At 45.3% G+C, this 25,428-nt stretch carries 18 protein-coding genes; 10 read left to right on the forward strand and 8 right to left on the reverse strand.

From position 1 onward, the window contains the following. Window positions 1-909: 909 nt before the first annotated feature. Window positions 910-1,629, forward strand: coding sequence for an ABC transporter substrate-binding protein (locus tag Q0R17_RS09065; RefSeq protein ID WP_293934251.1), 720 nt, complete (start codon window positions 910-912; stop codon window positions 1,627-1,629). 33 nt (window positions 1,630-1,662) lie between these two features. Here Q0R17_RS09065 and Q0R17_RS09070 read toward each other — a convergent pair whose 3' ends face one another. Together Q0R17_RS09070 and Q0R17_RS09075 are read right to left on the reverse strand one after the other, a co-directional pair. Continuing rightward, complete coding sequence (locus tag Q0R17_RS09070; RefSeq protein ID WP_293934254.1) at window positions 1,663-3,060, reverse strand: pyridoxal-dependent decarboxylase; 1,398 nt, start codon at window positions 3,058-3,060, stop codon at window positions 1,663-1,665. Window positions 3,061-3,067: 7 nt separating this feature from the next. Beyond that, the gene (locus Q0R17_RS09075; RefSeq protein WP_293934256.1) at window positions 3,068-3,865 is read right to left on the reverse strand and encodes a 2OG-Fe(II) oxygenase; all 798 of its coding nucleotides are present in this window, start codon (window positions 3,863-3,865) and stop codon (window positions 3,068-3,070) included. Between the two features lie 560 nt (window positions 3,866-4,425). Here Q0R17_RS09075 and Q0R17_RS09080 point away from each other — a divergent pair. Beyond that, complete coding sequence (locus Q0R17_RS09080; protein ID WP_293934259.1) at window positions 4,426-5,892, forward strand: sodium:alanine symporter family protein; 1,467 nt, start codon at window positions 4,426-4,428, stop codon at window positions 5,890-5,892. Between the two features lie 69 nt (window positions 5,893-5,961). On the opposite strand, the gene Q0R17_RS09085 is transcribed toward Q0R17_RS09080, so the two are convergent. Next, on the reverse strand, window positions 5,962-7,101 hold the full coding sequence (locus Q0R17_RS09085) for an alanine--glyoxylate aminotransferase family protein (protein ID WP_293934261.1): 1,140 nt from the start codon (window positions 7,099-7,101) through the stop codon (window positions 5,962-5,964). Window positions 7,102-7,586: 485 nt separating this feature from the next. On the opposite strand from Q0R17_RS09085, the gene Q0R17_RS09090 reads away from it, so the two are divergent. From Q0R17_RS09090 to Q0R17_RS09115, 6 genes are all read left to right on the forward strand, one after another. Then, window positions 7,587-8,399 (forward strand): arylamine N-acetyltransferase, encoded by an 813-nt coding sequence (locus Q0R17_RS09090; protein ID WP_293934264.1) that lies wholly within the window; start codon window positions 7,587-7,589, stop codon window positions 8,397-8,399. 566 nt (window positions 8,400-8,965) lie between these two features. Then, window positions 8,966-10,150: a cation:proton antiporter gene (locus Q0R17_RS09095; RefSeq protein ID WP_293934266.1), complete on the forward strand. Its 1,185-nt coding sequence runs from the start codon at window positions 8,966-8,968 to the stop codon at window positions 10,148-10,150. 5 nt (window positions 10,151-10,155) lie between these two features. Then, entirely contained in the window at window positions 10,156-11,295 is a 1,140-nt protein-coding gene (locus Q0R17_RS09100) for a YbdK family carboxylate-amine ligase (protein WP_293934269.1), read from the forward strand. A 97-nt stretch (window positions 11,296-11,392) separates the two neighbouring features. Beyond that, window positions 11,393-13,012: a flagellin gene (locus Q0R17_RS09105; protein ID WP_293934272.1), complete on the forward strand. Its 1,620-nt coding sequence runs from the start codon at window positions 11,393-11,395 to the stop codon at window positions 13,010-13,012. A 555-nt stretch (window positions 13,013-13,567) separates the two neighbouring features. Further along, on the forward strand, window positions 13,568-14,500 hold the full coding sequence (locus Q0R17_RS09110) for a dihydroorotate oxidase (RefSeq protein WP_293934274.1): 933 nt from the start codon (window positions 13,568-13,570) through the stop codon (window positions 14,498-14,500). A gap of 151 nt (window positions 14,501-14,651) precedes the next feature. Beyond that, complete coding sequence (locus tag Q0R17_RS09115; protein WP_293934277.1) at window positions 14,652-15,719, forward strand: type II asparaginase; 1,068 nt, start codon at window positions 14,652-14,654, stop codon at window positions 15,717-15,719. Between the two features lie 84 nt (window positions 15,720-15,803). On the opposite strand, the gene Q0R17_RS09120 is transcribed toward Q0R17_RS09115, so the two are convergent. The 5 genes from Q0R17_RS09120 to astA all read right to left on the reverse strand — a co-directional run bounded on the left by Q0R17_RS09120 (window position 15,804) and on the right by astA (window position 22,286). Then, entirely contained in the window at window positions 15,804-17,114 is a 1,311-nt protein-coding gene (locus tag Q0R17_RS09120) for an SGNH/GDSL hydrolase family protein (RefSeq protein WP_293934280.1), read from the reverse strand. A 163-nt stretch (window positions 17,115-17,277) separates the two neighbouring features. Beyond that, window positions 17,278-18,285 carry a succinylglutamate desuccinylase gene (astE, locus tag Q0R17_RS09125; RefSeq protein WP_293934283.1) on the reverse strand — a complete coding sequence of 336 codons (1,008 nt, stop codon included), beginning with the start codon at window positions 18,283-18,285 and terminating at the stop codon, window positions 17,278-17,280. 163 nt (window positions 18,286-18,448) lie between these two features. Then, window positions 18,449-19,786, reverse strand: a complete 1,338-nt coding sequence (gene astB, locus Q0R17_RS09130; RefSeq protein WP_293934285.1) for an N-succinylarginine dihydrolase — start codon at window positions 19,784-19,786, stop codon at window positions 18,449-18,451. Window positions 19,787-19,790: 4 nt separating this feature from the next. Beyond that, window positions 19,791-21,257 (reverse strand): succinylglutamate-semialdehyde dehydrogenase, encoded by a 1,467-nt coding sequence (astD, locus tag Q0R17_RS09135; RefSeq protein WP_293934288.1) that lies wholly within the window; start codon window positions 21,255-21,257, stop codon window positions 19,791-19,793. 3 nt (window positions 21,258-21,260) lie between these two features. Beyond that, window positions 21,261-22,286, reverse strand: a complete 1,026-nt coding sequence (gene astA / locus Q0R17_RS09140; protein WP_293934291.1) for an arginine N-succinyltransferase — start codon at window positions 22,284-22,286, stop codon at window positions 21,261-21,263. 581 nt (window positions 22,287-22,867) lie between these two features. On the opposite strand from astA, the gene Q0R17_RS09145 reads away from it, so the two are divergent. Together Q0R17_RS09145 and Q0R17_RS09150 are read left to right on the forward strand one after the other, a co-directional pair. Continuing rightward, entirely contained in the window at window positions 22,868-23,185 is a 318-nt protein-coding gene (locus Q0R17_RS09145; RefSeq protein ID WP_293934294.1) for a lipid asymmetry maintenance protein MlaB, read from the forward strand. A 50-nt stretch (window positions 23,186-23,235) separates the two neighbouring features. Then, on the forward strand, window positions 23,236-25,419 hold the full coding sequence (locus Q0R17_RS09150; RefSeq protein WP_293934296.1) for a chemotaxis protein CheA: 2,184 nt from the start codon (window positions 23,236-23,238) through the stop codon (window positions 25,417-25,419). Window positions 25,420-25,428: the final 9 nt, after the last annotated feature.

Raw genomic sequence — 25,428 nt, forward strand, 5'->3', positions numbered from 1 at the left:
CGCTTCAGTTTTAATATCTTTAGCGAGTTCAGCGGCAATAGCCTGTAATTTTTGACGATCCATTGTGATGCCTGACATGAATTTTCTCTGGGAAGAGATTAATCGGCCAAGGGCATTTACACAATTTTAGTTACAGGCTCATGTAAATGGGGGGCATTTTAAGCACAGTTAATTTTTGCTGATTATGCCTCTTGCTCTCTTTCATCATAAATATCGTAGGGCAGGTGAACCCCGCAATATTTATTAAATATTGCTCGCGATATTCAGTCGCCCTACAAAAAATATCACGATTTTACATGGTTTTTATTAATCAATAGGCATTAATCAGCTCAATTATTTAGCGGGTGACTAATCTATTCTTGATCAATACCTGCACGAATTCGCTTGCTCTTACCACGCCATACAATTACTAGGTTTAAGTAACCTATCATCCGCTCCGCAAGTAAAGATAAATCGATTTAAACGCCCATTCCTGCCAATTAAAATCATCACTCACACGACGACCCTCCGCCTAAAGATAGCGAAAATAGTCTAGCTAGCTATGCGCTTATTTTGTGGGCTGATTACTACTCAAACCCATCATAAATATTATCCTGATTACGCCCCCTGCGCATTTTTTGTCATTTGCCTAAAAATATCAACGTTAAGAGATATGGCGCTTAAGGACGCAGCAAGCAGCTGCCCCTAGAGTATATTGCTCTGCATGAAATATATGGCTTTGTTTGAGCAATAGGCATAGTTAGGGAAAATTAAGGGTGGATAAATGCCTGATTTTTTTACACACTGGCTATGATTTACTTGGTACATGCTGTTTGACGCTTAAACAAACTATCGTAGCTAAAAATTGCGACTATTTTTCTTAAAAAAAAGGGGCTAGCCTTGCATTATTTTATTGCCTTTTTGCTATTTATGATCTCTGGCATCAGTGCGAAATCGGCTGAGCTGCGTGTTCGTATTGCTAGTGGTGAGTTTCAGCCCTATCTATCAGCATCCTTACCGAATGATGGCTTTATTAGCAAAATAATCACCGCAGCTTTTAAACAAGAGAACGTGGTGGTTGCTATTGCTTATTACCCATGGAAAAGATCCTACGATATGGTAAAAAAAGGTGAGGCAGACCTCACACCTTTTTGGATTAAAGCACCGGAGCGCGAGCAACTATTTATTTTAAGCGACCCGATTGATGTTGTTCAGTATGGCTTTTTTTACTTAAAAGACAAAAAAATCACACAGCTAGATTTTAATAACTTAAATCAGTACAAAGTGGGGGTGAGTTTGGGTTATAGCTATGGCTCAGCCTTTGATACAGCCAGAAAAAACCAACAATTTATATGTGATGAAGCACCTAGCGATGAGATTAATATTAGAAAATTAATTGCAAAGCGTATTGATTTATTTACCGCAGACAAGACACTAGGGCAATACCTTATCTCTAAAACTCTTCACCCAAAAGATGCAGAAAAAATCACTTTTTTTCCCAAAAATTTTGCAGAAGAGCCTGTTTATTTATTGATTTCTAAAAGAATAAAAAATGGCGAGGAAATTGCCGATAAATTTAACAAGGGCCTCAAAAAAATAAAACAGAGCGGCGAATATCAACGCATTATGCAGGAAGCGAAAAACAATTAAAAAGGGCTTACATTAAGAAAGCCCCTCTTCTATCTACACTAAATCTTTGGCTAAACTTTGAATCAACTGCCAAACCTCCCGTACATGCTGCTGATTAACTTGCGTTTGGCCAATCACCATTCTAAGTGCCAGTTGATGATTGATTTTAGTATGGGTCATAAATACCTTGCCGCTGGCATTGATGCGGCGCAATAGTTCCATATTGATCTCATCACTGGCTTTTAAGCGAAAACAGAGCAAATTAAAGTGCCGCTGGGCAAGCACTTCAAAATGCCGGTCTTGGCTTACCCAGCGCTCTAGTTCGGCACTTAAATCAATATGATGAGAAATCAAATCACTTAAGCCATCGGTGCCATACCAGCGCATTACAAACCAAAGCTTTAAAGCCCTGAATCGCCGCCCAAGGCCCACGCCCCAATTCATAAAATTAGTTTGATCGGTACTATTGGGTGATTTTAAGTACTCAGGAATCAGGCCCAGCGTAAATGTTTTCAGCAGGCTTTCTTTATCACGAATAAAAAATGCCGAGCAATCAAAATTGCAGAGCAGCCATTTGTGCGGATTCACCACCATACTATCGGCCTCGGTATAGCCTGTTGCCAATTGCCGCACTTCTGGCAGCATCAGCGCTGATCCGGCGTAAGCCGCGTCAATATGAAACCAAATCTGCTGTGCTTTGGCAATTTTGGCCATCGCCGCCAAGTCATCAACGGCGGTGCTGCCCGTGGTGCCCAATGCACCCACCATGAAAAACGGGGTAAAGCCTTGCTTGATATCCTCTGCAATGGCTTGCTGTAGCAGATCAATCCGTATCGATTGATGTTCATCGACAGGGATTTTCCTTAAGTTCTGCTCGCCTATTCCTGCAATTTTTATCGCTTTTTCAATCGAGGTATGGGCTTCAGATGAGCAATAGGCGCTTAATTTAAACCCCGCAACGCCTGTTTTGTTGGATTGAAACTGCGTCGCTTTCTCTCTGGCTACCAAGAGTGCAATCAAGGTAGAGCTAGATGCTGAATCTTGAATCACACCTGAAAACGCCTCAGGTAAACCCCATAATTGACGCAGCCATTCCATCATTCTGATTTCTAATTCTGTAGCCGCAGGCGATGTTAGCCAGCTCATGCATTGCACGCCAAGACTGGCCACTAACATTTCAGCCAATACAGAAGGTGGGCTGGTATTGGAAGGGAAATACCCCATAAATTGGGGGTGCTGCCAATGGGTAATCCCCGGCACAATAATCTTTTTAAAATCGGCAAAGATCTGAGAGAAATGTTCGGCATCTTTGGGTGCAAAATCAGGAATCTGCTGCAAAATATCACCACCTTTTAAGGCGGCAATCACCGGATAATCAGCCACATTCTGCTGATAATCATTCATCCATTCGCCAACCTCGGCCAATGCGTGTTTAAAGTCTTGCTGCATCATGTAGCCCCTAATTCCAAAGCAAGAGTGGTTTTTCTAGCTGATAGCCCATAAACATTTGCGTGGTGATTCTGTCTTCCCCCAAAAACGCGCAAATGGCATGCGGTTTACGGCAGTTAAAAATAACTAAATCACCTTGCTTGGGTTTTATTTTGATAGGAGCAGGTAATGCTGCCCGCCATTGCTCTGGAGCTTGAGTAAAAGGCGTTAGAGCAGGGATATCCCATATTTCTAATTCACCGCCCACATCGGGTACTTTTAAATAAATATTGGCGGCAAGCTGGGTATCTAATTCGGCATATTTGGGCGGCAAAGCATCAAAGTGTGGCTCTAATGCGCTTAAATAAGATTGCTCCGCCTTGCTAATTCTCACAATACCCGCCAGCATTTTCTTATTTTGAAAATGAGCCACGGTTGCACCAGGAATAAATAACTCATCTAATTCTAAGCGCAATTTATCAATAGGCGATAAAAAGTGCTCGCAATACGCACGCAAGCGCTCAATTTGTACGCTGGCTTCACGGTAGTATTCATTTATTTTTTCGGGGTGATCCGCATTATAAGTGCTATTAAAAGGAATACCGATTCGGTCTACGCCAAAATACTTTTGTAGCAGTGTTTCATCCTCAACCACTTCGTGGGTATAGGGATCTATATCTTGGCTGCGCAATATATTATTACTTAATAAATCACATAAATGTGCGGGGTAATAGGCTTCTATCACCACAGCAGCAATCTCATCATGAATAAGATCACTAATTAAATCAGGCGATAATTTTTTAGCGACTTTGATTATTCTTTGACCCATAAGACCATACTCCCATACGTTAAAATACTCAGTTGATCTAATAAATTTTTTTGATAGGGGAAGTGCGATTGGCCATCTGTTTGGGCGTTTCATACCCATAAAAAGTAAGATTTAGAAAATACGCGCCCCCAATCCAATTAACCTAGCTATTGGTCATGGATTTGCCGCACACATATTGAAGCATCGTAGGGCGAGTATAAGCCGCGAGTTTTTCAGTATCGCTCGTTCCCTACAAATAGCATTTTGCTTCAGTTAACAGGATTGAAGCCCCATCCTTAGCAACTACTTCATGCCAAATCAACCCACCATCAAGTTTTATGAGACTACCATGTTGGCCTTAAATAGTAATAAGAATTATTACTATTTAAACGTAAATTTATGACGAAAAACACCGCACCAGCAAACTTTCCCACCTACGATATTCTTTTAAATGCCACTAGGATATTACTTATGCATAACAGACTACTTAAGGGAAGCCCCCAGTAATCAAAGTGTCACATTGTGCTTAACAATGGTTCTCCTTTCAGATATTTCGCATTCCAAATGCGTCAGGAGAACACATGCAAGAATGGGTTAATGCGATTAATAGCTGGGTCTGGAGCCCTGCCCTGATTTACTTATGCCTTGGTGTAGGGCTGTATTTTTCGATCCGCACCCGCTTTATGCAAATTCGCCATATCCGTGAAATGGTTCGCCAGATGTTCAATGGCAAGGCATCTGCTGCAGGCGTTTCATCATTCCAAGCACTGTCTTTATCGCTTTCTGGGCGTGTGGGTACCGGCAATATTGCTGGAGTTGCCACTGCCATCTCTTTTGGTGGGCCAGGCGCCATTTTCTGGATGTGGGTGGTGGCTTTCTTAGGCGCAAGCACTGCTTATATCGAATCGGTACTTGGCCAGATTTATCATGAAAAACACGAAGGCCAGTATCGAGGAGGCCCCGCTTTTTATATTGAAAAAGGCTTGGGCTGGAAGTGGTATTCCATACTGTTTGCCTGTGTCACCGTCATTGCTTGCGGAGTGTTGATGCCCGGCGTTCAAGCCAATGGGATTGCGGCAGGCTTAAAAACAGCATTTGGCATAAGCCCTGAGGTAACTGGTGCAATCGTGGTGCTACTACTTGGGATGATTATTTTTGGCGGGGTAAAACGTATTGCCAATGTAGCGCAAGTGGTGGTGCCCTTTATGGCGCTGGGCTATATATTGATTGCCTTTGTGGTGATTTTGCTCAATATCCAGCAATTACCTGAAGTATTTATGCTGATTATTCGCTCTGCCTTTGGCTCAGAGGCAGGCATGGGTGCCATGTTAGGCTTGGCCATTCAATGGGGTGTAAAGCGCGGCATTTATTCAAATGAAGCAGGCCAAGGCACGGGGCCGCATGCGGCTGCTGCAGCCGAAGTAAAACATCCCGCCCAGCAAGGCTTGGTGCAAGCGTTTTCGGTGTATATCGATACGCTATTTGTATGTTCTGCCACGGCCTTTATGATTTTAATTACTGGAAAATACAATGTGGTGGCTCCCGATGGGCAAGCTATTTTCACCGGATTAGCAGGGATGACAGCAGGGAGTGATTTTACTCAGGCAGCGGTAGAGCAAGCCCTGCCCGGCTTTGGCTCCATGTTTGTTGGCATTGCCCTGTTCTTTTTTGCCTTTACCACAATTTTGGCTTACTACTATATTGCCGAAACCAATATCGCTTTTTTAGCCCGTAAAATTCCTTCTGCCGGACTATTTTTCATCTTAAAAATAGCCATTTTAGGTGTCTCGTTTTATGGCTGCATTCGCACGGCAGAGTTAGCTTGGGGATTAGGCGATATGGGGGTTGGGCTGATGGCTTGGCTCAATATTATCGCCATTATTGCACTGCAAAAACCGGCCTTGGCCATGCTAAAAGACTATGAACAACAGCTCAGCCTTAAGCAAGATCCGGTGTTTAACCCTAGTGCCTTGGGGCTCAATGTAGCCAAGCATTGGCATGTTAAGCATTTAGAATCTACAGCAGTGCCAGAAGCGCCAAAAGCTTAGTAAAAAACAATGCCGACCCTATGTATGGAGTCGGCATTGTTTTACTAGGGGTAAGCAGGTAAATCAAACTTAGCGCAGCACCGTTGCTAAAGCGTGCACACACAGGGCAATATTTTCTCGCCGAGCGCCGTAGCCCATCAAGCCAACTCGCCATGCTTTACCCGCCAGCACACCCAAACCAGCGCCAATTTCTAGGTTGTAATCTTCTAGCAGCGCCTTCCGCACTGCCGCATCATCCACGCCTGCAGGGATATGCACGGTATTAAGCTGAGGCAGGCGGTGGGCTTTATCCACTACAAACTCTAGGCCCAAAGATTCTAAACCATGGCGCAGCAGCTGATGCATATCGGCATGGCGCTGCCAAGCGTGCTCTAAGCCTTCGTTCGCCAGTAAACGTAGCGATTCATGCAGGGCATACAGCGTATTAACTGGCGCAGTGTGATGATAGCTGCGCTTAGCACCACCCGTTGCATCGCCCCAATAGCCCATCACCAAGCTTTGGTCTAAAAACCAGCTTTGCACCGGTGTTTTGCGGGCTTTTAATTTAGCCACGGCCGTATCAGAGAACGACAGCGGCGATAAACCCGGCACGCAGGATAGGCACTTTTGGCTACCCGAATACACCGCATCAATGCCCCATTCATCCACGCGTAACTCCACGCCACCAAGGGAAGTCACCGCGTCTACAATCGTCAGGCAATCGTATTGTTTTGCCAGTGCGCATAAAGTTTTGGCATCTGACAATGCGCCGGTCGAGGTTTCTGCATGCACAAAAGCAAGAAATTTGGCTTCTGGATGCGCCTTGAGCGCATCTTCGACTTGGTTTGGATTAACCGGCTCACCCCAAGCGTTATCTACCAGCACGGCAATCGCGCCAAGGCGCTCCACGTTTTGGCGCATCCGTTCGCCAAATACGCCATTGCGGCAAACAATCACCGTTTCGCCAGGTTCTACCAAATTAACAAAACACGCTTCCATCCCTGCCGAGCCGGGGGCAGACACCGCCATCGTGACCGAGTTTTTGGTTTGAAATGCATACTGCAGCAGGGTTTTAATCTCATCCATCATGCCCACAAATAACGGATCTAAATGCCCCACCGTGGGCTTAGACAGTGCTGCCAGCACGGAAGGATAAATATCAGAAGGCCCAGGCCCCATCAAAATGCGATGTGGCGGGAAGAAAGGCATAATCATCGGTGGCGTAAACATAAGAGTCTCCGTTGTGGGTAGTCGCATTATCGGTCTTTTTAGCCCGTCTTACGGCAGCGGAAAACACTTATGTTGCTGCAGTGCAAAAAAAGCATAGGTTTCACCCGCTCGACAAATTCTGCTTTAAGCAGAATGTCATCCTGCAAGCGTACACTTACACTGAAAGCCAACTTGTAGAGTAGGCAAAGGTGCTTACCCATGCCAATGCACAGTGAGGGTAAAAACCCCAGCTACAAGCTCAAATACTAAGCGCAGTCCTTAAGAAATCCAATTACATCGATTTCATTGAAAAAGCGACATTGCTGTATTTTTTACTAGAGGGGGCCTCGAAAAACCTATATTTCTAAATAAGACAAGGCGCGTATTAAAAAAATCGACGCTGCATATGCTTGATATGTAAGGAGGTTTTTTTAATGCGCAACGCAGTATTATGAGATCAGATGGGATTTTCGAGGTTCCCTAAAGAATCTATCTAAGGAAAGCGGATGCTAAGCGATCAAGAAATTGGGCTCTATCTACAACGAATCAATTATTCTGGCAGCATTGCTGTAGATCTTGCTACGCTCACTGGCCTGCATCAAGCGCATATGCGGCATATTCCTTTTGAAAACTTAGACATCCACTTAGGCATTGCCATTGAGCTAAGCCACCCTGCTCTATTTAATAAAGTTATTTTAGATAAAAGGGGTGGTTTTTGTTATGAGCTTAATTATTTATTTTTTGCGTTACTTTCATCTATTGGCTTTAATGCGCAGCTGATCTCTGCCCAGGTTTTCAATGGCAAAAGCTATGGCCCAGATTTTGATCACCTATTGCTGCTTATCGCGCTAGAAGGTCAACAATTTATTGCTGATGTTGGCTTTGGTGATTCATTTCAAATACCCTTATCCATCCATAGCCCTGCAAATGAAAGTGCCGCTTACCAAATTATGCACAGCGATATTATTTATACTGTCATGCAAAAAAAGAGTAACCAAGAATATAAACCACAATATAAATTTACTTTAAATACCTATGCCATTAGTGATTTTTTTGATATGTGTCTATACCAGCAAACGTCCCCTGCTTCTCATTTTACACAAAAATCAGTTTGCTCAATCGCAACACCAGAGGGGCGAAACACCATCTCAAATGGCTGTGTCATTCAAACAAAGCATGGCCGCCGCACTATTTACCATATCAATGGCAGCACAGAATATCGCCAGCTTTTACAGCAGCACTTTCAAATTTCACTTGCAGAAAATGCCCGCATTGCGGCACTTTTGCATGTAAAAAAAAAGGGGCAGCCAAGTACGTAGCCAACAAGTATGCAAATGGCATATTTGCTCTGCTTTAATTTATGCAAATCAGTACAGAGCCTATCCCCGAATACTTTGGTCGGAATAGGAAATCCAGTGGTGCTGCTGGGTTCCTGAGCAAAAGGCAGGGGATGTTTGGTTTACTGCTTAAGCTTTAGGCGATATCGCCAAGACATCGCTCAGAATGACTACTGCAAACTATCTTCCCCCTTTTACAAACAAGCCAATTGCATATCTGCAAATATAAAAAACATGACTTTTTACCCTTATAAAACAAATATAAAATAGGCAATAACATCTATCCTATTAAGATTGATTGATGTAAATTAGAAATTAATTCTGACAAAAAATAATTAACTTACTAAATCTTATTTACCTATTTAAGGTAATCGCCTCGCCACTAGTAAGCCACCTCTCCCATGGCTCACTTAAGCGGTTTTTAATACACGCTGAAAAATCTTCCCGATCAGCTCACATCTTCACCTTACGGTTACTGAATATCAAATGCCGCTTGATCGTAAAGATTTTTTCTTTATGTAGCCTTTCGGCAAAAACAGGACCTTAATATGTTTGATCTGACGCTAATTTCATCTGAGCTAGCATGGCCTATCAGCTTGCTTATCGCTTGGTTTGCAGGCGAATACGGCTATCGCTGGGCAAAAATCCCCCGTATCAGTAGTTACGCCATCGTGGGGTTTTTATTAGCCTCATCGCAAGCGGGCCTGCTACCCATCGGGCAATCTAACAGCGTGCTATTGCTGAGCAATGTAGCATTTGGCTTAATATTATTTGAAGCGGGATATCGGATTAATTTGCGCTGGCTCATCCACAACCCATGGATAAGCCTTACCTCACTAACCGAAGCCACACTGACTTTTGCTGCGGTTTATGCTCTGGCTAGCGGCTTTGGCGTGGCATCTACCAATGCTCTGCTACTGGCGTCCCTCTCTATGGCCACCTCTCCTGCGGCCATTGTGCGGGTGATTAACGAGCAGCGTAGCGCTGGGCAAGTCAGCGAGCGCTTATTGCATCTTTCTGCCCTTAATTGTGTATTAGCCGTGTTTGTTTTTAAGATTGTCGTTGGGCTACTGGTATTTGAAACCACAGGCAATATCTGGCACGCAGCATCTAGCAGCTTACTGGTTTTAGCCGCCTCGGCTTTGCTAGGGGGATGCTTAGGGCTGATTATGCCCCTGCTTTTGCGTGGCATTAAATGGCCTAATCAAGACAACACTTTGGCTTTTGTGATTGCCCTTGTGCTATTGGTTGCACTCAGTGAAAGCCTGAAGCTTTCTGCCGTATTAGCCACTCTGACCTTTGGCTTAGTGGTGCGCCATCGTCGCCTAGAGTTTCACCCTGTGCAACGTGGCTTCGGTGCTTTAGGTGATTTACTTTCTTTGCTGCTGTTTGTCTTTATTGCCTCCACCTTACAGTGGCAGCATGTCATCTCAGGCATGGGCCTAGGTTTAGCCATCATTGCCACGCGTATGCTGGCTAAAATGTGCGGCATCAGTGTTTTTGCGCATATTAGCGGGATTTCCTGGCGTAAAGGCATGCTGCTTGGCATCGCCATGAACCCTATGTCGGCCTTTGTGATTCTGATGCTGGAGCAAACCCGCCACCTTGGCATTAATCTGGCAGATCAGCTTGTTCCACTTGCCTCTGCGGCACTGATTTTAGAAGTCTTCGGCCCCATCATCACCAAGCAGGCCTTGATTTGGTCGCATGAAGTCCCTAAAAACAAGGAATAATCACCATGCCACTCGAAGCCTTCAGTACCTCGCAATCACTCAGCCTTGGGGTGGAGCTTGAATTACAACTCGTCAGCCTCAGTGATTTTGATTTAAGCGCATCCAGCCCAGATTTACTGGAGCTATTAAACCGCCTATCTTTTCCCGGCAATGTTACGCCAGAAATCACAGAAAGCATGATCGAGGTTTCCACCGATATTCAAACAGAATACCCAAAGTTGCTCTCACAGCTACAGAACATGCGCGATACGCTAGTAAAAGCAGGCGATAAACTCAATATTGGCGTCTGCGGCGGGGGCACACACCCTTTTCAACTTTGGTCTGATCGGCGCATTTTTAACAAGCCTCGGTTCAATGAAGTTTCTGAACTGTACGGTTATCTAACCAAGCAGTTCACTATTTTTGGGCAACACGTGCATATCGGCTGCACCAGCGGCGATGAAGCGATGTTTCTACTGCATGCGCTAAGCCGCTATGTGCCGCATTTTATTGCTTTATCGGCCTCCTCGCCATTTGTGCAAGGCAATGACACGCTATTTCACTCTGCACGGCTTAATTCTGTATTTGCTTTTCCTTTAAGCGGCCGCGCGCCATTTTTGCTGCGCTGGGAAGACTTTGAACAACAATACTTTGCAAAAATGGCGTTAACTGGCGTTGTCAAAAGTATGAAAGATTTTTACTGGGATATTCGCCCCAAACCCGAGTTTGGCACGATAGAGTTACGCGTCTGTGATACGCCGCTGTCTGTGGAGCGAGCCGCCGCACTTGCTTGTTACTTACAAGCCCTTTGTCGCTATTTACTCGAGCAATATGAAGCGCCGCCAGTAGAAGATGATTACCTTGTTTATAATTACAACCGCTTTCAGGCCTGCCGCTTTGGCCTAGATGGCACGCTGGTTCACCCTAAAACCTATCAGCAAATTAGCTTGCGGGAGGATATCGGCAATACCTTAAACCGCATCCAGCCGCATGCCGCTGCATTAAATAGCATCCCTGCTTTAGAGCATATTCATCAATTAATCATCAGTGGTGATGACGCCACTTTTCTGCGCCATGAGTATGACAAGCGCAACAATACAGCCGGCATGGTTAATGCTGCGATACAGCGGTTTCGCTATGGCAGCAATGCTTTTCCAAACAAATAAGCCGCCGCTTTGCTTATTAAAAAAGAAAGATTTGCTAAAGCCATTTGGAATAATGCCGATATAAATACCTCGAGCAAGCTTATGCTCAGGATTGGCTTTGCAAACCATCAACACCAATTTGGCTGCGCTCATGGTGCAGCGCAACCTCGAAAAATCACAAAATTCGCTGCTCACTTCCTTGCAGCGTTTATCCTCTGGTCTGCGCATTAATAGCGCGATGGATGACCCGGCAGGCTTAGCCATCGCAGACCGGATGGGAGCAAAAATACGTGGGATGACGCAAGCAAGACGCAATGCCAATGATGCGATTTCTATGGCGCAAACGGGCGAAGGCGCAATCACACAGCAAATTGATATCTTGCAGCGCATCCGCGAGCTGGCCGTGCAATCAATAAATGGCAGCAACTCAAATGCTGATCGTCAGGCCATGAATGCAGAAGTGATGCAGCTGGTAGCCGAGCTAGATCGAATTGCGCAAACTAGTGAATTTAACGGGCAAAAATTATTTGATGGCAACGCTTCAAATACGGCGTATCAAATCGGCCCGAATGCGGGCAATACCCTTAGCATTAATGCGCCAAACTTACGCACCCATCAGTATGGTAGTTACTTACTTGGCTCAGGCGCGGGCAGCGGTATTTTAAGCTGGAGCCACGCTTTAACTGGCACGGATCGGTATTTTGATGGCACATCGGGTACGGTCAATGTAGCCAGTGGCGCAATTCTAAGCGCTGGCTCGCTCAATATAAATGGCGCACAAGTCAGCTTATTAAATACCGATATGGCGAGCACTATTGCGGCCAAGATTAATCACAGCGCAGCAGGCGTGCAAGCCTCAGCGCGCACCGAGGCCATGCTTTCCCTTGGCTCTGGTCACTACGATTTAATGGTGGGATCTAAATCCAGCGCCTTCACCGCCGTTCATTTTAATATCAACGATGATAATCAAAATGGCCAGATTGATCACGATGAATACGCCGCTGCCATTAATGCTTTTAATGCCAAATCCTCTAAAACCGGCGTGCTGGCCCAGCTGCAGGCGTTTTCTACCACAGCGGGCGAAACGTCATATGGCATACAACTACTCAATGAAGAAGGCAATAATATTGTTTTAGCCAGTGATGCCGCTGCCACTAATGGCTTTGGTGGCGGCGTTTCTATCTGGAATTATGACCCCTTATCCTCTAGTGGCAGTATTCAGCGCCGAATCGAATCGGTACTAAATATACCCAGCTCGGGCAGCGTTAGTTTTGCGGGGCAAGTTAGGCTAAGTGATTCCCATGCATTTAGCATCAGCAGCGATAGCACGCTAGAAACACGCAATGGCGTTATTTATAACGGTGCAAATAATGGCGCACTTCTGCCCAATGCTTTGATTCACTCAATCTTAAGCGCTGTTGATAAACTGGATGTATCAAGCGTCAATAAAGCGATCCAAGCCCTAAGCATGAGTGATCAGGCGATGGAAACCCTCAATACCGAGCGCTCTAAACTTGGCGCATTTCAAAACCGCATGGGGTTTACGATGGCCTATCTGGATAACAGTATTGAAACCACCAGCGCTGCCCGTAGCCGCATCATGGATGCAGATTTTGCCGCAGAAACTGCATCACTGGTGCGCTCGCAAATTTTAATTCAAGCAGGCACAGCCATGCTCACAATTGCCAATGCTATGCCTAATCAAGTACTTAGCCTACTAAAGACGATTGGCCGCTAAGCTTGTTTAGCCTTGAGACACACAGACATTTAGCCACCAATAAAACACCATTATTGTTGCGATCATGCAAATGTGGGTAAATTAATAAAATCAACATCACAGCCATCATGTTTATTGAGTATGAAATAAATAGTAAACATCGCTAGTAATAAAGGCATTGCTTATGTGACATGCTTTCTCTGTATTTAAAGCAAGTAACCTAAATAATCACGGCGCTTTTACCCGCCAAATAGCGAATAAACAGAGGCAGATTCACAATTATTCATACTTAACATGCAATCTAAGCCCTCTGCTATTGCTGGCTACAACTGTAATTCAACTAAACACGCAGCATATATCTAAGCGATTGATAGCCCGCTATTTAGTGCGTAGCTGACTTCAATTCAAACAATTAATGCAACTTCTCCTTTTACCTTTTAGATTTGCGGCCACGGCGCGGTAAAAACCAGCATAAATAACAAGGCAGCATTACCCTATTTCTTGATATCGCGCACATTTTAAATGCCCGCTCTCTTCTATGATTGAGTTGACTTAAACTCCTATGAAAAGCCGACCATGCTCGACCTCTCAACTTTTTTCCTTGGACGCCCCCTAGCTGCGCCGTTGATGAACGCGTCAGGCGTTTGGTGCAACGTAACGAATCAGCTCAATGCGCTCGCAAAGAGTGAAGCGGGCGCAATGGTGACTAAAAGCTGCACGCTGGTACGCCGAGATGGTAACCCAGAGCCGCGTTATCACACTTTAACCATGGGCAGTATTAATTCAATGGGTTTACCTAATGAAGGCCACCTTTATTATTTAGATTATGCCCAACAGCATGATTATGAAAATAAGCCTTTGTTTTTTTCTGTTGCAGGCTTAACGCTAGACGATAATTTAACAATGGTGGCGCAAATTCAAGATGCCTACACGCCCGCCATAGTGGAAATCAATCTATCCTGCCCAAATGTGCCTGGCAAAGCACAAATTGGCTATGATTTTGAAGCTTTAGATGTAATCTTGGCAGAAATTAGTTCTGCCTATGCTCGGCCTTTTGGGGTAAAGCTGCCGCCCTATTTTGATATTGCGCATTTTGATGAAGTGGCAGAGATATTAAATCGCTACGATAAGCTCGCTTTTATCACCTGCATTAATTCAATTGGCAATGGCTTAATGATTGATATTAATAGCGAAACTGTGCTTATTAAGCCTAAGCAAGGCTTTGGTGGGATTGGTGGCGAGTATGTATTACCCACCGCGCTTGCTAATGTCAATGCATTTTATCGCCGTTGTCCTAATAAATCTATTATTGGCTGTGGCGGTGTTAGCACCGGTGAGCATGTATTTATGCATTTATTAGCCGGTGCCAGCATTGTTCAAGTGGGTACGGCATTGTATGAAGAAGGTGTGGATATTTTTGCGCGATTAAAAATAGAGCTAGCACGAATCATGCAACAAAAAGGCTATCAGAAAATTGAAGAATATCAAGGAAAATTAAAAGCCATTTAAAAATAAAAACTAATACATATCCCTATTGATAATCCCATCCGTCTACGCTTACTATCTCTCGGCGCGTTATAGCGTGGCTCTGTAAATTTCAGTTTTTATATTGGATATGTGTAGTTTTATCAGTAACTACACTCCAGCTTGGAGGAATAGCATGCGTACTCAATGTCTTAAAACGGGTCTTACTCTTACCCTCATGTGTGCAGCCTTTGCTGCTAGCGCCGCCGATGCACTTCCTCGAGTGACTATTTTAGCCACCGGCGGCACCATTGCGGGTACGGGAGCCACTAGCACCACAACGGTAGGCTATATCGCCGCAAAAATCGGTGTAGAGCGTTTGATTGAAGCAGTGCCTGAATTGCAAAAAGTAGCCCACGTCAAAGGCGAGCAGGTTTTTCAAATCGCTAGCGAAAACATGAGTAACGATCACTGGCTAAAGCTTGCTAAGCGCGTGAATGAAGTACTTAAACAATCCGATGTAGACGGGATTGTAATTACCCATGGCACCGACACCATTGAAGAAACGGCTTACTTTTTGAATTTAGTGGTTAAAAGCAAAAAGCCTGTTGTGATTGTAGGTGCAATGCGCCCTGCCACCGCTATCAGCGCGGATGGCCCTATCAATCTTTATAATGCAGTGGCTTTAGCGGGCAGCAAAGAAGCGGTAGGTCAAGGTGTATTAGTGTCTTTAAATGACGAAATCCAAGGCGCACGCGATGTCACCAAAACCAATACCATGACTGGCAATACCTTTAGAGCGCCAGAGCTAGGTAGCCTAGGTTATATGGTATCGGGCCAAGCTAAATTTTACCGGAGCAGCACTCGTAAACACACCAGCGAAACCGAATTTGACGTCAGCCGCCTAGAAACCCTGCCTGCTGTGGATATTGCTTACGGCTCGGCCAATGCTAACACCCTCGCAATTGATGCATTTGCTGCCGCTGGCGACATAGGAATTGTATATGCAGGTACGGGTGATGGCAGCTTATCCACTGCAGTGCGTACCCGCCTTACCGAACTCCGCCAAAAAGGCATTCATATTAATCGCTCATCCCGCGTAGGCAACGGCCCAACCGTTCGTGGCGGTGAAAATGATGATGACAAAACCGATTTCACCGTATCCGACACCCTTACCCCACAAAAAGCCCGCATTTTGTTGATGCTAGCGCTGACTAAAACCAAAGACAGCAAAGAAATTCAACGCATGTTTTACACTTACTAAACGAAGCATAAAATTAGTCTGAATTTAGTTAATAAAAACCGCTGCAAGCATCAATTTGCAGCGGTTTTTTTACGCGTTCTTATTTTAAGGTATAGCTAAGTTACTAAAGTTTTTCCTAACAAACTCGCTACTAAACTGTCCTAATAAGCGATGAGTATGCGTAGTTGGGTGCATATTATCCCAAAATACAAATTCATCTGGATTGGAGCATTCTGGGCGTGGTTTTTGTGCCTGCATATATACGGTGCTGGCCGTAGAATTAATATTTAAGCAAGATTGCGTGGTGTTTTTTACATTGTATTTACTAGGGTGATCTAATAAATCAGTAAACATGGTATTGGTATCAAAGAGTTGAATATTTAAACGCGCCCCATGTTTAACCCGCAGCGCTTTTAATAACAGAGCGAGCCGCTGATTGTAATCAATCACTTGCGCCGCCACTTTATCCGCGTCATTACGCATTTTAAATACCGGCACCCGCGCTATATTGGGTAGATTAAGTAGCAATATATTGCTGCCGCCCGCTGCAATCAGCTTATCTAAAGCCGTGGTTTGTGCCGTAATCAATTGATCGACACTACGGCCATAGTTTAATAAATCATTCCCACCAATAAGCATGGTGAACAAAGTATTTTCGGGGCGATATGCTGGCGCTTGTGACATATATTCCGTCCAAGACTGCACCTGTTGAATAAGCCCTGGCACCACTAAATGCGTATCCGCTGCAGAGCCACCAATAGCCCAATTATAAAGAGGCAATTTTAAATTGTCGGCCAAATACTCAACCCAAACATGGTCATTACTAAAGCGGCCAATAAACCACGCTTTTGAATTCGGTAATTTCCACATTGAGGCGTTATACATATTTTGCGTATCAGAAAGACTATCACCAAAGGCAATGACTTTATTGAGCGTATGACTTTGCGTTGCCTGATCATTAGTCCATACCGTGGCATTAAACGATAGAGCATTATTGGCCGCGGCCACCAGTGCCACCGGCGTTTTAACGCCCAGCTGACTTAATGTTTGTCTACAAATGCTGCTCAGGGTATCTTGGGCTACATCGCTATAAAACATATTCTTCCACTGGAATTGGCCATCTGCCCACCAGTTGCCATAGAGCTTGTAATAAGCACCGCTACTTGGATCCGTCGCCCAAGCATAAGTTGTGGCAGGCTGACTTAATTCATCCTTTAGCCGGTAATAGCAACGCAAATAGGTGTAAGTGTAACCACCTAAGCGCATTGCCCTAGCGGCTGCGGGGGCATTTCGCAATTCTGCGGCACTGAGTGGTTTTTCCGCAGATAACACGCCACCTAACTGCGCATCAGGGCTTTCATCGGCAAAAACTACGGCGGAAGAGATCAGCAAGCTAGTTAGTAATAAATATCGCATCGATGGTTATCCACTCAGAATATTATCATTTACTTATACTAATCCAACCCCAAAGCACAACCTATACCTTGAAACACCCATACACAGCCAATAAAAAAGGCGAAAAGCTTGCTGCTTTTCGCCTTTAAAATAACTAACAATCAAACACCGCCTTTAAACTCGATTACCGCGCATAGCCTTGTGCAGGAACAATGACCAAGGCGGCACGCTGGCCAATGCTGATATCTGGGTTAGGGAAGATCAATCTGGCATCTATCTCATTCACCACATGCTGAATATCCCCCTCTTCGGCCAATAGCGTACCAAGCGGCAATGGGGCAAAGTTATCTGTATGGGCATCAATGTGCAAGGTAAATGTATTACTTTGCTTGATAATCTCGCGCGAAACTTTAAACAGGCGGATATGCGCCGGAACCACCTCGCACTCTGGTAACGCCCCACTGATCATGTTTTCTAAATAAGCGTGCATTTTGCTTAGATCAAGCACCGCGTTCTGGCCAAAGGGCATGGCTCTGCCCAGCTCGATCGTAAACGCTGCGGCCCCACAATATTGGCTAGAAAAGAAAGAAAACGTTGTGGAGGTGGTGGATTGCATGAGCACCGCATCTACCCCAGCAGCAGCCAAGCGCGCCACTTGCAAGGGCTCAAAATTACGCCCATGTGGTGGCAAGGGGTAGATGGCAAACTTTTCAATTAATGAGCCATGAATAGCCGTGTGTAAATCGTAATGCAGGCGCGGCTTACCGTCCTGAATAGAGCGAGAAAAAAACCGCATCAGCTGCATTTCTAGCATGGCAGCACGGCGCGCCTCCATGCCATCTTCTACCTCGGGCCTGCGGCAGAATAAGCGATTCATATCCTGCTCAATGCAGCGCACCCCTTGGCGCATTGCCTCAACATTGCCAAATATGCAGAGTACGCGGGCGCGTACGCGCAGCTCACCGCTTAGAATTTGACTCACCAACTGATCTAATAGCTCGACCGGAGCGGTTTCATTGCCGTGTATCCCACAGCTTAGTACCACATCTAATTGCCGATCACTGGGGTCTTTAGGCTCAAAGCGGATGACGCCCTCGTCCATGACTTGCACATGGGTGCCATTAGGGAGGCAATAAGGCAAGGCAATCGACGTTTTTCCTGCCAAGATTTGTGCTAAAAAAGAAGGATTCATTTTAGGTCTATGTCTTTGGTAACTTAATGAAGTCTAGGCCCTGTTGGTGTTTTTTTCACGCTAGCAAACATCAATAGCCTTAAGCACTTCTGCAGCTAGATATAATGTAAGGGCCCAGCAAGTAGTACCCTTACATTTTGTTGCCGCATATCAGTGATATTAATCAGCTTAACTGACAAGGGTAAATTGAGCCTAAATGTAAAATCTGCGTTAATTCATCCAAAGCCGTGCGCACTTCAGTAATTAACTGAGGGTCAACCAAATCCGCTTCGGTTAGGCGATCACGGTAGTGCTGATCCACCCAGTTATTTAGGCGGGTAAATAGTTGATCGTTCATCCAGATATGTGGATTCACTGCCGCCAGCTCTTGCTCTTGCAAAGCCACGCGTAAACGTAAGCAAGCTGGGCCGCCCCCGTTTTGCATGCTTTGTTTTAAATCGAACACCATCAGCTCGGCAATCGGCCCATTACTGGCCAGCATTCCTTGTAAGTACTCCCAAACCGCAGGCGTAGCGCGGCATTCATCGGGTACAACTAAGTTTTGACGGCCATCGCCACGCGCTAATAATTGGCTATTAAATAGGTAGGACTTCACCGCGTCCGCCACACTCACTTGAGCCAACGGCACTTCAATCACTTGTAAGCCACCACCCAGCTTAGCGTCTAGCTCGGCGTATACGGCGGCTTGGCGCAAAAATGCAGTTTCGTGGCTAAACAAAACATTTTGATTGCCCACCGAAATCACATCATTATGAAATACACCCGCATCGATCACGGCGGGGTTTTGCTGAGCAAAGACTAGCTTATCAGCGCTTAAGCCATGTAAGCGGGCAATCGCCTCCCCCGCTTCACGCGTTTGCCTTGCGGGGAATTTCTGCGGCTCAGTTTCACCCCCCCAATGCTGACGGCCATACACAAAGAACTCCACCCCAGGCTTGCCGTAGTCATGACAAAAACGGGTGTGATTGGCCGCGCCTTCATCGCCAAACACCGCCTGCATAGGCAGAGCATCATGATGGGCAAATACCGCATCATTATTAAACATCGCTTTAAGCGAGCGCGTGGTTTGCCCGTGCTCAATAGCGCGGTGAAATTTATTTTGTAAATTTGCCGCCGTAAAGTGCACACGGCCATCGCGGGTGTCGGCCGATGGGCTCACCGTTGCGGCATTGGCAGTCCACATACTGGATGCAGATGACACATTGGCCAACAAGCCTGGTGATGTTTTGGCGACCGCAGCCAATACCGCTGCATCCTCCCCAGCAAAGCCTAGTTCACGCAGTAAGCCAATGGCTGGGCGCTCTTGCGGCACAAATACGCCCTGCTTATAACCCATATCGGCCAGCGCTTTCATTTTAGCGAGACCTTGCTTGGCCGCCTCACGCGGATTGGCGGCTTTATTGGCATTGGATGTGGAAGCCACATTGCCAAAAGAATGACCGCCGTAATGGTGGGTTGGGCCAACTAAACCGTCAAAATTCGCTTCAAAACTCGTCGACATGTATTTATTCCTTTCCAATGACCATGCCCGGCGGCAATTTTGCGGGCATAACAAGTAGTTCTGATTCTAAAGAAGCAACAGGATAAGCACAGTAATCTGCTGCGTAATAAGCGCTTGGGCGGTGATTGCCACTCGCCCCAATCCCACCAAAAGGCCCAGCACTGGATGCGCCCGTCAGTGGTTTATTCCAGTTCACGATGCCTGCGCGGGATTCGCGCCAAAACACCTTGTAGCGCTCATGGCTATCGGATAAAAGCCCCGCAGCTAAGCCAAAGCGGCTGCGATTAGCCAAGCGAATAGCCTCATCAAAATCAGCATAGCGCTGCACTTGTAATAAGGGGCCAAAACACTCTTCATCAGGCAAATCAGCCACATCGCTTACATCAATCAATCCAGCAGAAAGCAGCGCAGTAGCGGCATCTAAGCGGCGCATTTCTAAAAGCATTTTACCGCCTTTTGCCAGTAGTTGGCTTTGCACTGCTAGCATATTATCAACCGCCACCATCGAGATCATTGCCCCCATAAAAGGCGGAGGCTCCGCATCCCAAGCACCCACCCTAAGCTCGGCACTGACTCGCACTAGCCGATCTAAAAATGCATCACCCCATTCGCCCTTAGGCACAAATAAGCGCCTTGCGCAGGAGCAACGTTGGCCTGCCGAGATAAATGAGGACTGAATAACATGATGAATTGCGGCGGGAATATCTCTGACTTCATCCACAATCAAAGCGTTATTACCACTCATTTCAAGTGCTAATATTTTATCAGGGCGGCCAGAAAACTGTTGATGTAATAGATGCCCCGTGGCCGCACTACCAGTAAAAAACACGCCATCCAAACCGGTATGCGCCGCAAGCAATGCACCTGTTTTGGGGCCGCCTTGCAGCAAATTAATCACTCCAGCGGGTAAACCTGCCGCCAGCCATAGCTCAACCGTTTTTTGCGAAGTCATTGGGGTAAGCTCAGATGGCTTAAACACCACCGTATTACCAGCCAGCAGCGCAGGCACAATATGCCCATTAGGCAAGTGCCCAGGAAAATTGTAAGGACCAAGCACCGCCACTACGCCATGCGGGCGGTGCCGTAACACCGTGCTGGCATCGCCCTGGGTTGATTCTTTACGATAGGTGCGCTCTTCAAAGGCACGAATAGAAAAATCAATTTTACCCACCATGCTGGCCACTTCCATCGCCGCTTCCCAGCGTGGCTTGCCTGTTTCTAAACCGATGGTTGCGGCTAATTCATCTAGGTTGGACTGCAGTAAATCTGCAAAGCAGCGCAGCACTACGATGCGGATACTCAGCTCCGTATCGCGCCACGAGGCAAACGCGGCCCGCGCAGCACCCACCGCAGCATCGACCTCATGCAAGGTTGCGGCATTGCCCACCCAAACGGCTTGCTGACTAACAGGATTGCGCGAAGTCCACGCCTCCCCTTTGCCAACCAACCAGCGCCCATCGATTAATTGCATGCACTACTCCTTAGCAGAAAGCGGTACGGCGCGTACGCTATCTCCATTGGCAATACCCAATTGATCTAAGCTGGCTTGGCTTAATTGCAAGCTGTGCTTGGATTTATGCGCCATAGCAATAACACAGCGAAACCCTAATAGCTGACGATTAGAAACCAAGTACGGCACACCACCATCAGCGGCCACATCGGCTAATTCAGCGGCATAACAATGACTAGCCCGCACCGCGCGAATTTGATTTAAATCGCACTCCAGCGTTGGGCCGGCATCAAAAATATCGACATAACCTTGGTAGCGAAAGCCTTCCGCCTCCAACATGGCTCGTGCTGGGCGGGTTGCACTGTGCACTTCTGCGATCGATGCACGGGCTTCATCGGATAAAAAGCAGGTATAGATTGGGTGCTGCGGCATCAGCTCCGCAATAAAGGATTTGCTGCCCACATAAGATAAGAAATCCGCGCGGGCAAAATCCATACGAAAGAAATGACGCCCTAAGCTTTCCCAAAATGGCGAGCAACCCGCCTCATCCGAAATGCCGCGCATTTCAGCAATAATCCGCTGCGAAAACCGCTCGGCGTGCTCCGCCATAAATAAGAAACGTGCCTTAGACAACAAGCTGCCATTGCCGTCTTTACGGTAGTCGGGTAGTAAAAATAGTGAGCACAGCTCACTTGAGCCAGTCATATCACTGTTTAAAAATAAGGTGGCTAGCTGCTTATAAATACCCAGCTCACGCGAAGCATGCACATTCAGGCCAACGCGGTAGTTGTACCAAGTTTCATGCATCCCAACTGCCGCTTCAATGGCAGAAGTGCCGACTATTTTTCCGCTGATTTCATCTTCCAGCACAAAAACATAGCTGGCGTCTGCAATATCTGGCGCCGCCGCATTTAAAGACGCTTCGCTGGCCAGAATACGGGTAGACAAGCGCTCGGGATTGGCTTGTAAGGTAGTTACCCCCACCCCAGCGTCTTTAGCTAAATTTAATAGCGCGGGTAAATCTCCAGTCTCAATTGGACGGATCAACATACAAAAAACTCCTTTAAACCCAGACCTGATACGAACACGAATTCAGGCGCTGCAGGCATTTGATTCATTTCTGAGGAAGTTACTGTCTTCAACCCCAAGCCTCAGGCAATGCCGAAGAGGGATAAACCTATGAGAGCAAAGGTAAATTCAGCGTAAATTCACACTATTTACCCGCAAAACAGAAAGGATGCAGATACCAACAGAGCCTAGAGAGCCTAGCAAAGCTCACCCTGTATTACATCGGGACAAGTCCCAACTGAAGACTATCCTTCTGCAAATAGTGGGCAGTGCAGCATATTGCTTTCAAGTTTGCTTAATATTGACTATGAATAACTCATAGCGTAGCTGACACAAAGCACAGAAATAACTGGCCACAAGCTCAGTAGAGGGCGAATTATCGTCAAGAATGCGTATGGCTGCACCTATTTAAGCACTATGAATTAGAAACAAAGCGGAAAGCTAGGGTGATTAAAACCAACAAATCACTTTAAAAACCACGTCTTAAGCAATGACTTACATAAGCATACTTACGCGCCACTACTCGCGAGTTTTGATCTCCCGGCCCTAAGCAGGATGCCCTTATGCCGATTACACACAGTACGAACAACAAGCTTTGCTCGATTACGATTAGTGGAGAAATGTCGATTTACACCGCAAAACTTACTCAATCCACCCTAATAGAGCTGCTACAAACCGAAGGCCAGATTCATATTGATCTATCCGAAGTCAGTGATATCGACAGCACAGGAGTCCAGCTTTTACTAAGCCTTAAAAACTTTGCCAATACACAAAACATCCCCCTACAATTTCATGGGCACAGCCAATGCGTATTAGATGTGATCGATCTTTACAATATTGCTGCCGAGCTAGGGGATCCTTTGGTGTTAACCCAACGCTAAAGACTTAGGTTTTCCTTAGAGCGCCGCTCAGGCTGTGCAAGGAGTAAAAAATGGATCTAGACTCCGCTAGAGGTGCGCTCATCGAAGAGGCGCGAGATTTACTGATGTCGATGGAATCAGCGCTGCTGACTATCGAAGACGAAAGTGTCAGCGAGGATGAAATTGCGGCTCTATTCAGGGTGGCTCACACCATTAAAGGCTCGGCAGGGCTGTTTGCTTTAGATCTTATTGTTGATTTTACGCACAGCATGGAAAGTGTGCTGGATTTAGTCAGGAGCAAAGAAGTAACTATTGATGGCATCATGATTTCATTATTACTACATTGCAAAGACTATCTCAGTTTATTAATTGGTGCTGTAGAAAACAAAACAGAGCATATCGATCCAGATTCAAAGAATCGCAACTTATTATTAACACAGCTCGATTTCTATCTAAATACTTCTAATGGTTTGAAAGTACTAGAAGTAGACAACCCAATAGAAAAAGACCAGCAAACCAGCCGAGATGATGCGCACTGGCATATCTCATTACGTTTTGCTAAGCACATTTTGCAAAATGGCTTAGATCCTTTGGCTTTTATTACCTATCTAGCCACATTAGGCAGAATTAGTTATATCTATACAATAACCGACAAAATACCTCCATTAGCAGAAATGGATGCCGAGCACTGCTATCTAGGATTTGAAATTGATTTGGAATCAAGTGCGGATAAACAAACTATTGAAAATGCTTTTGAATTTATTAGAAAAGATAGCACTATACGCATTATTGCACCCCATTCAGAAATACAAGATTATATTGATTTAATTCACTCTCTACCTGAATCACCAAAATTACTTGGCGAGATTCTTATTAAGGGTAAATCTATCACACCATTAGAATTGGAAGAAATTTTACACATCCAAAGATCAAGGCCTGAGCGCCCTTTAGGTAGTATTTTTATTGAGGAGAATATAGTAGCTGCTCCAATCGTTGAAGCGGCACTGATTAAACAAAAGCAAAGTGCTGACAAAAAGAGCCAAGAATTAAAATTTATTAAAGTTGAAGCGGGCAAGCTAGATTTTCTTATTAATTTAGTTGGGGAGTTAGTGATTGCAGGCGCGGCGGCCAATTTAATTTCAAAAAAAATCAAAGATCCTAGCATGTTTGAAGCCTGTACTAATCTTTCTGATTTAGTAGAGCAGATTAGAGATGGCGCACTGAATTTAAGAATGGTACAAATTAAAGAAGTTTTCGATCGATTTCCTAGGGTAATTAGAGACGCATCTAAGGATTTAGAAAAACAAATCGAGCTTAAATTAATCGGCACAGAAACCGAACTTGATAAAAGCATGATAGAAAAATTGAATGATCCATTAATGCATATTGTTAGAAATGCGATTGATCATGGGATTGAGCCACCACAAGAGCGTATTGCCAAAGGAAAGCCTGCTCAAGGGGAATTAACGCTGAGTGCTTTCCATGAATCAGGCAGTGTAGTGATTGAGATAAGCGATGATGGTGCAGGACTAAACAAAGAACGAATTTTAAAAAAAGCAATAGAAAAAAAATTGATTAACAAAGATGCAGTATTAAATGAGTATGAGATTTATCAGCTAATCTTTGAGCCCGGCTTTTCTACCGCAGAAAAAATAACCCACCTCTCTGGCCGAGGAGTAGGTATGGATGTAGTCAGACGCAACATTGAACAATTACGTGGCGAGGTAGAAGTATTATCAGAAGAAGGCACGGGCAGTATTTTTAGAATTCGCTTACCACTCACTATGGCTATTATTGATGGCTTTCAAGTACAAGTAGCCAATGCTACGTTTGTGATTCCACTGGATTTGGTTTTAGAGTGCGCAGATCTTACGCCCGAGAGCGAACAGCACAACTTTGTTAATTTACGTGGCAAGGTATTGCCTTTTATTCGCCTGCGTGATTTATTTGATTTACCCGAAAACACGGCAGAAAGAGAAAGTATTGTGATTGTACAATACGGGCAAAACCGTGCAGGCTTAGTTGTCGACAAATTAATTGGCGAATTTCAGGCCGTTATTAAGCCATTGGGTTTATTATTTAGAGAAGTAAAGGGCATTAGCGGATCAACCATTTTAGGCACAGGCCAAGTTGCTTTAATTTTAGATATCGCTCAATTAGTGCAATTTGCACACAAGAAATCTCATATAGAACAAACAAGCCAAATACGACACTTAAGCATAAAAACACCCTTATCGCTAATCAACAACAAATAAAGTGTTTGG

The organism is Iodobacter sp., assembly GCF_025352645.1.
In the GTDB taxonomy this organism is placed as follows: domain Bacteria; phylum Pseudomonadota; class Gammaproteobacteria; order Burkholderiales; family Chitinibacteraceae; genus Iodobacter.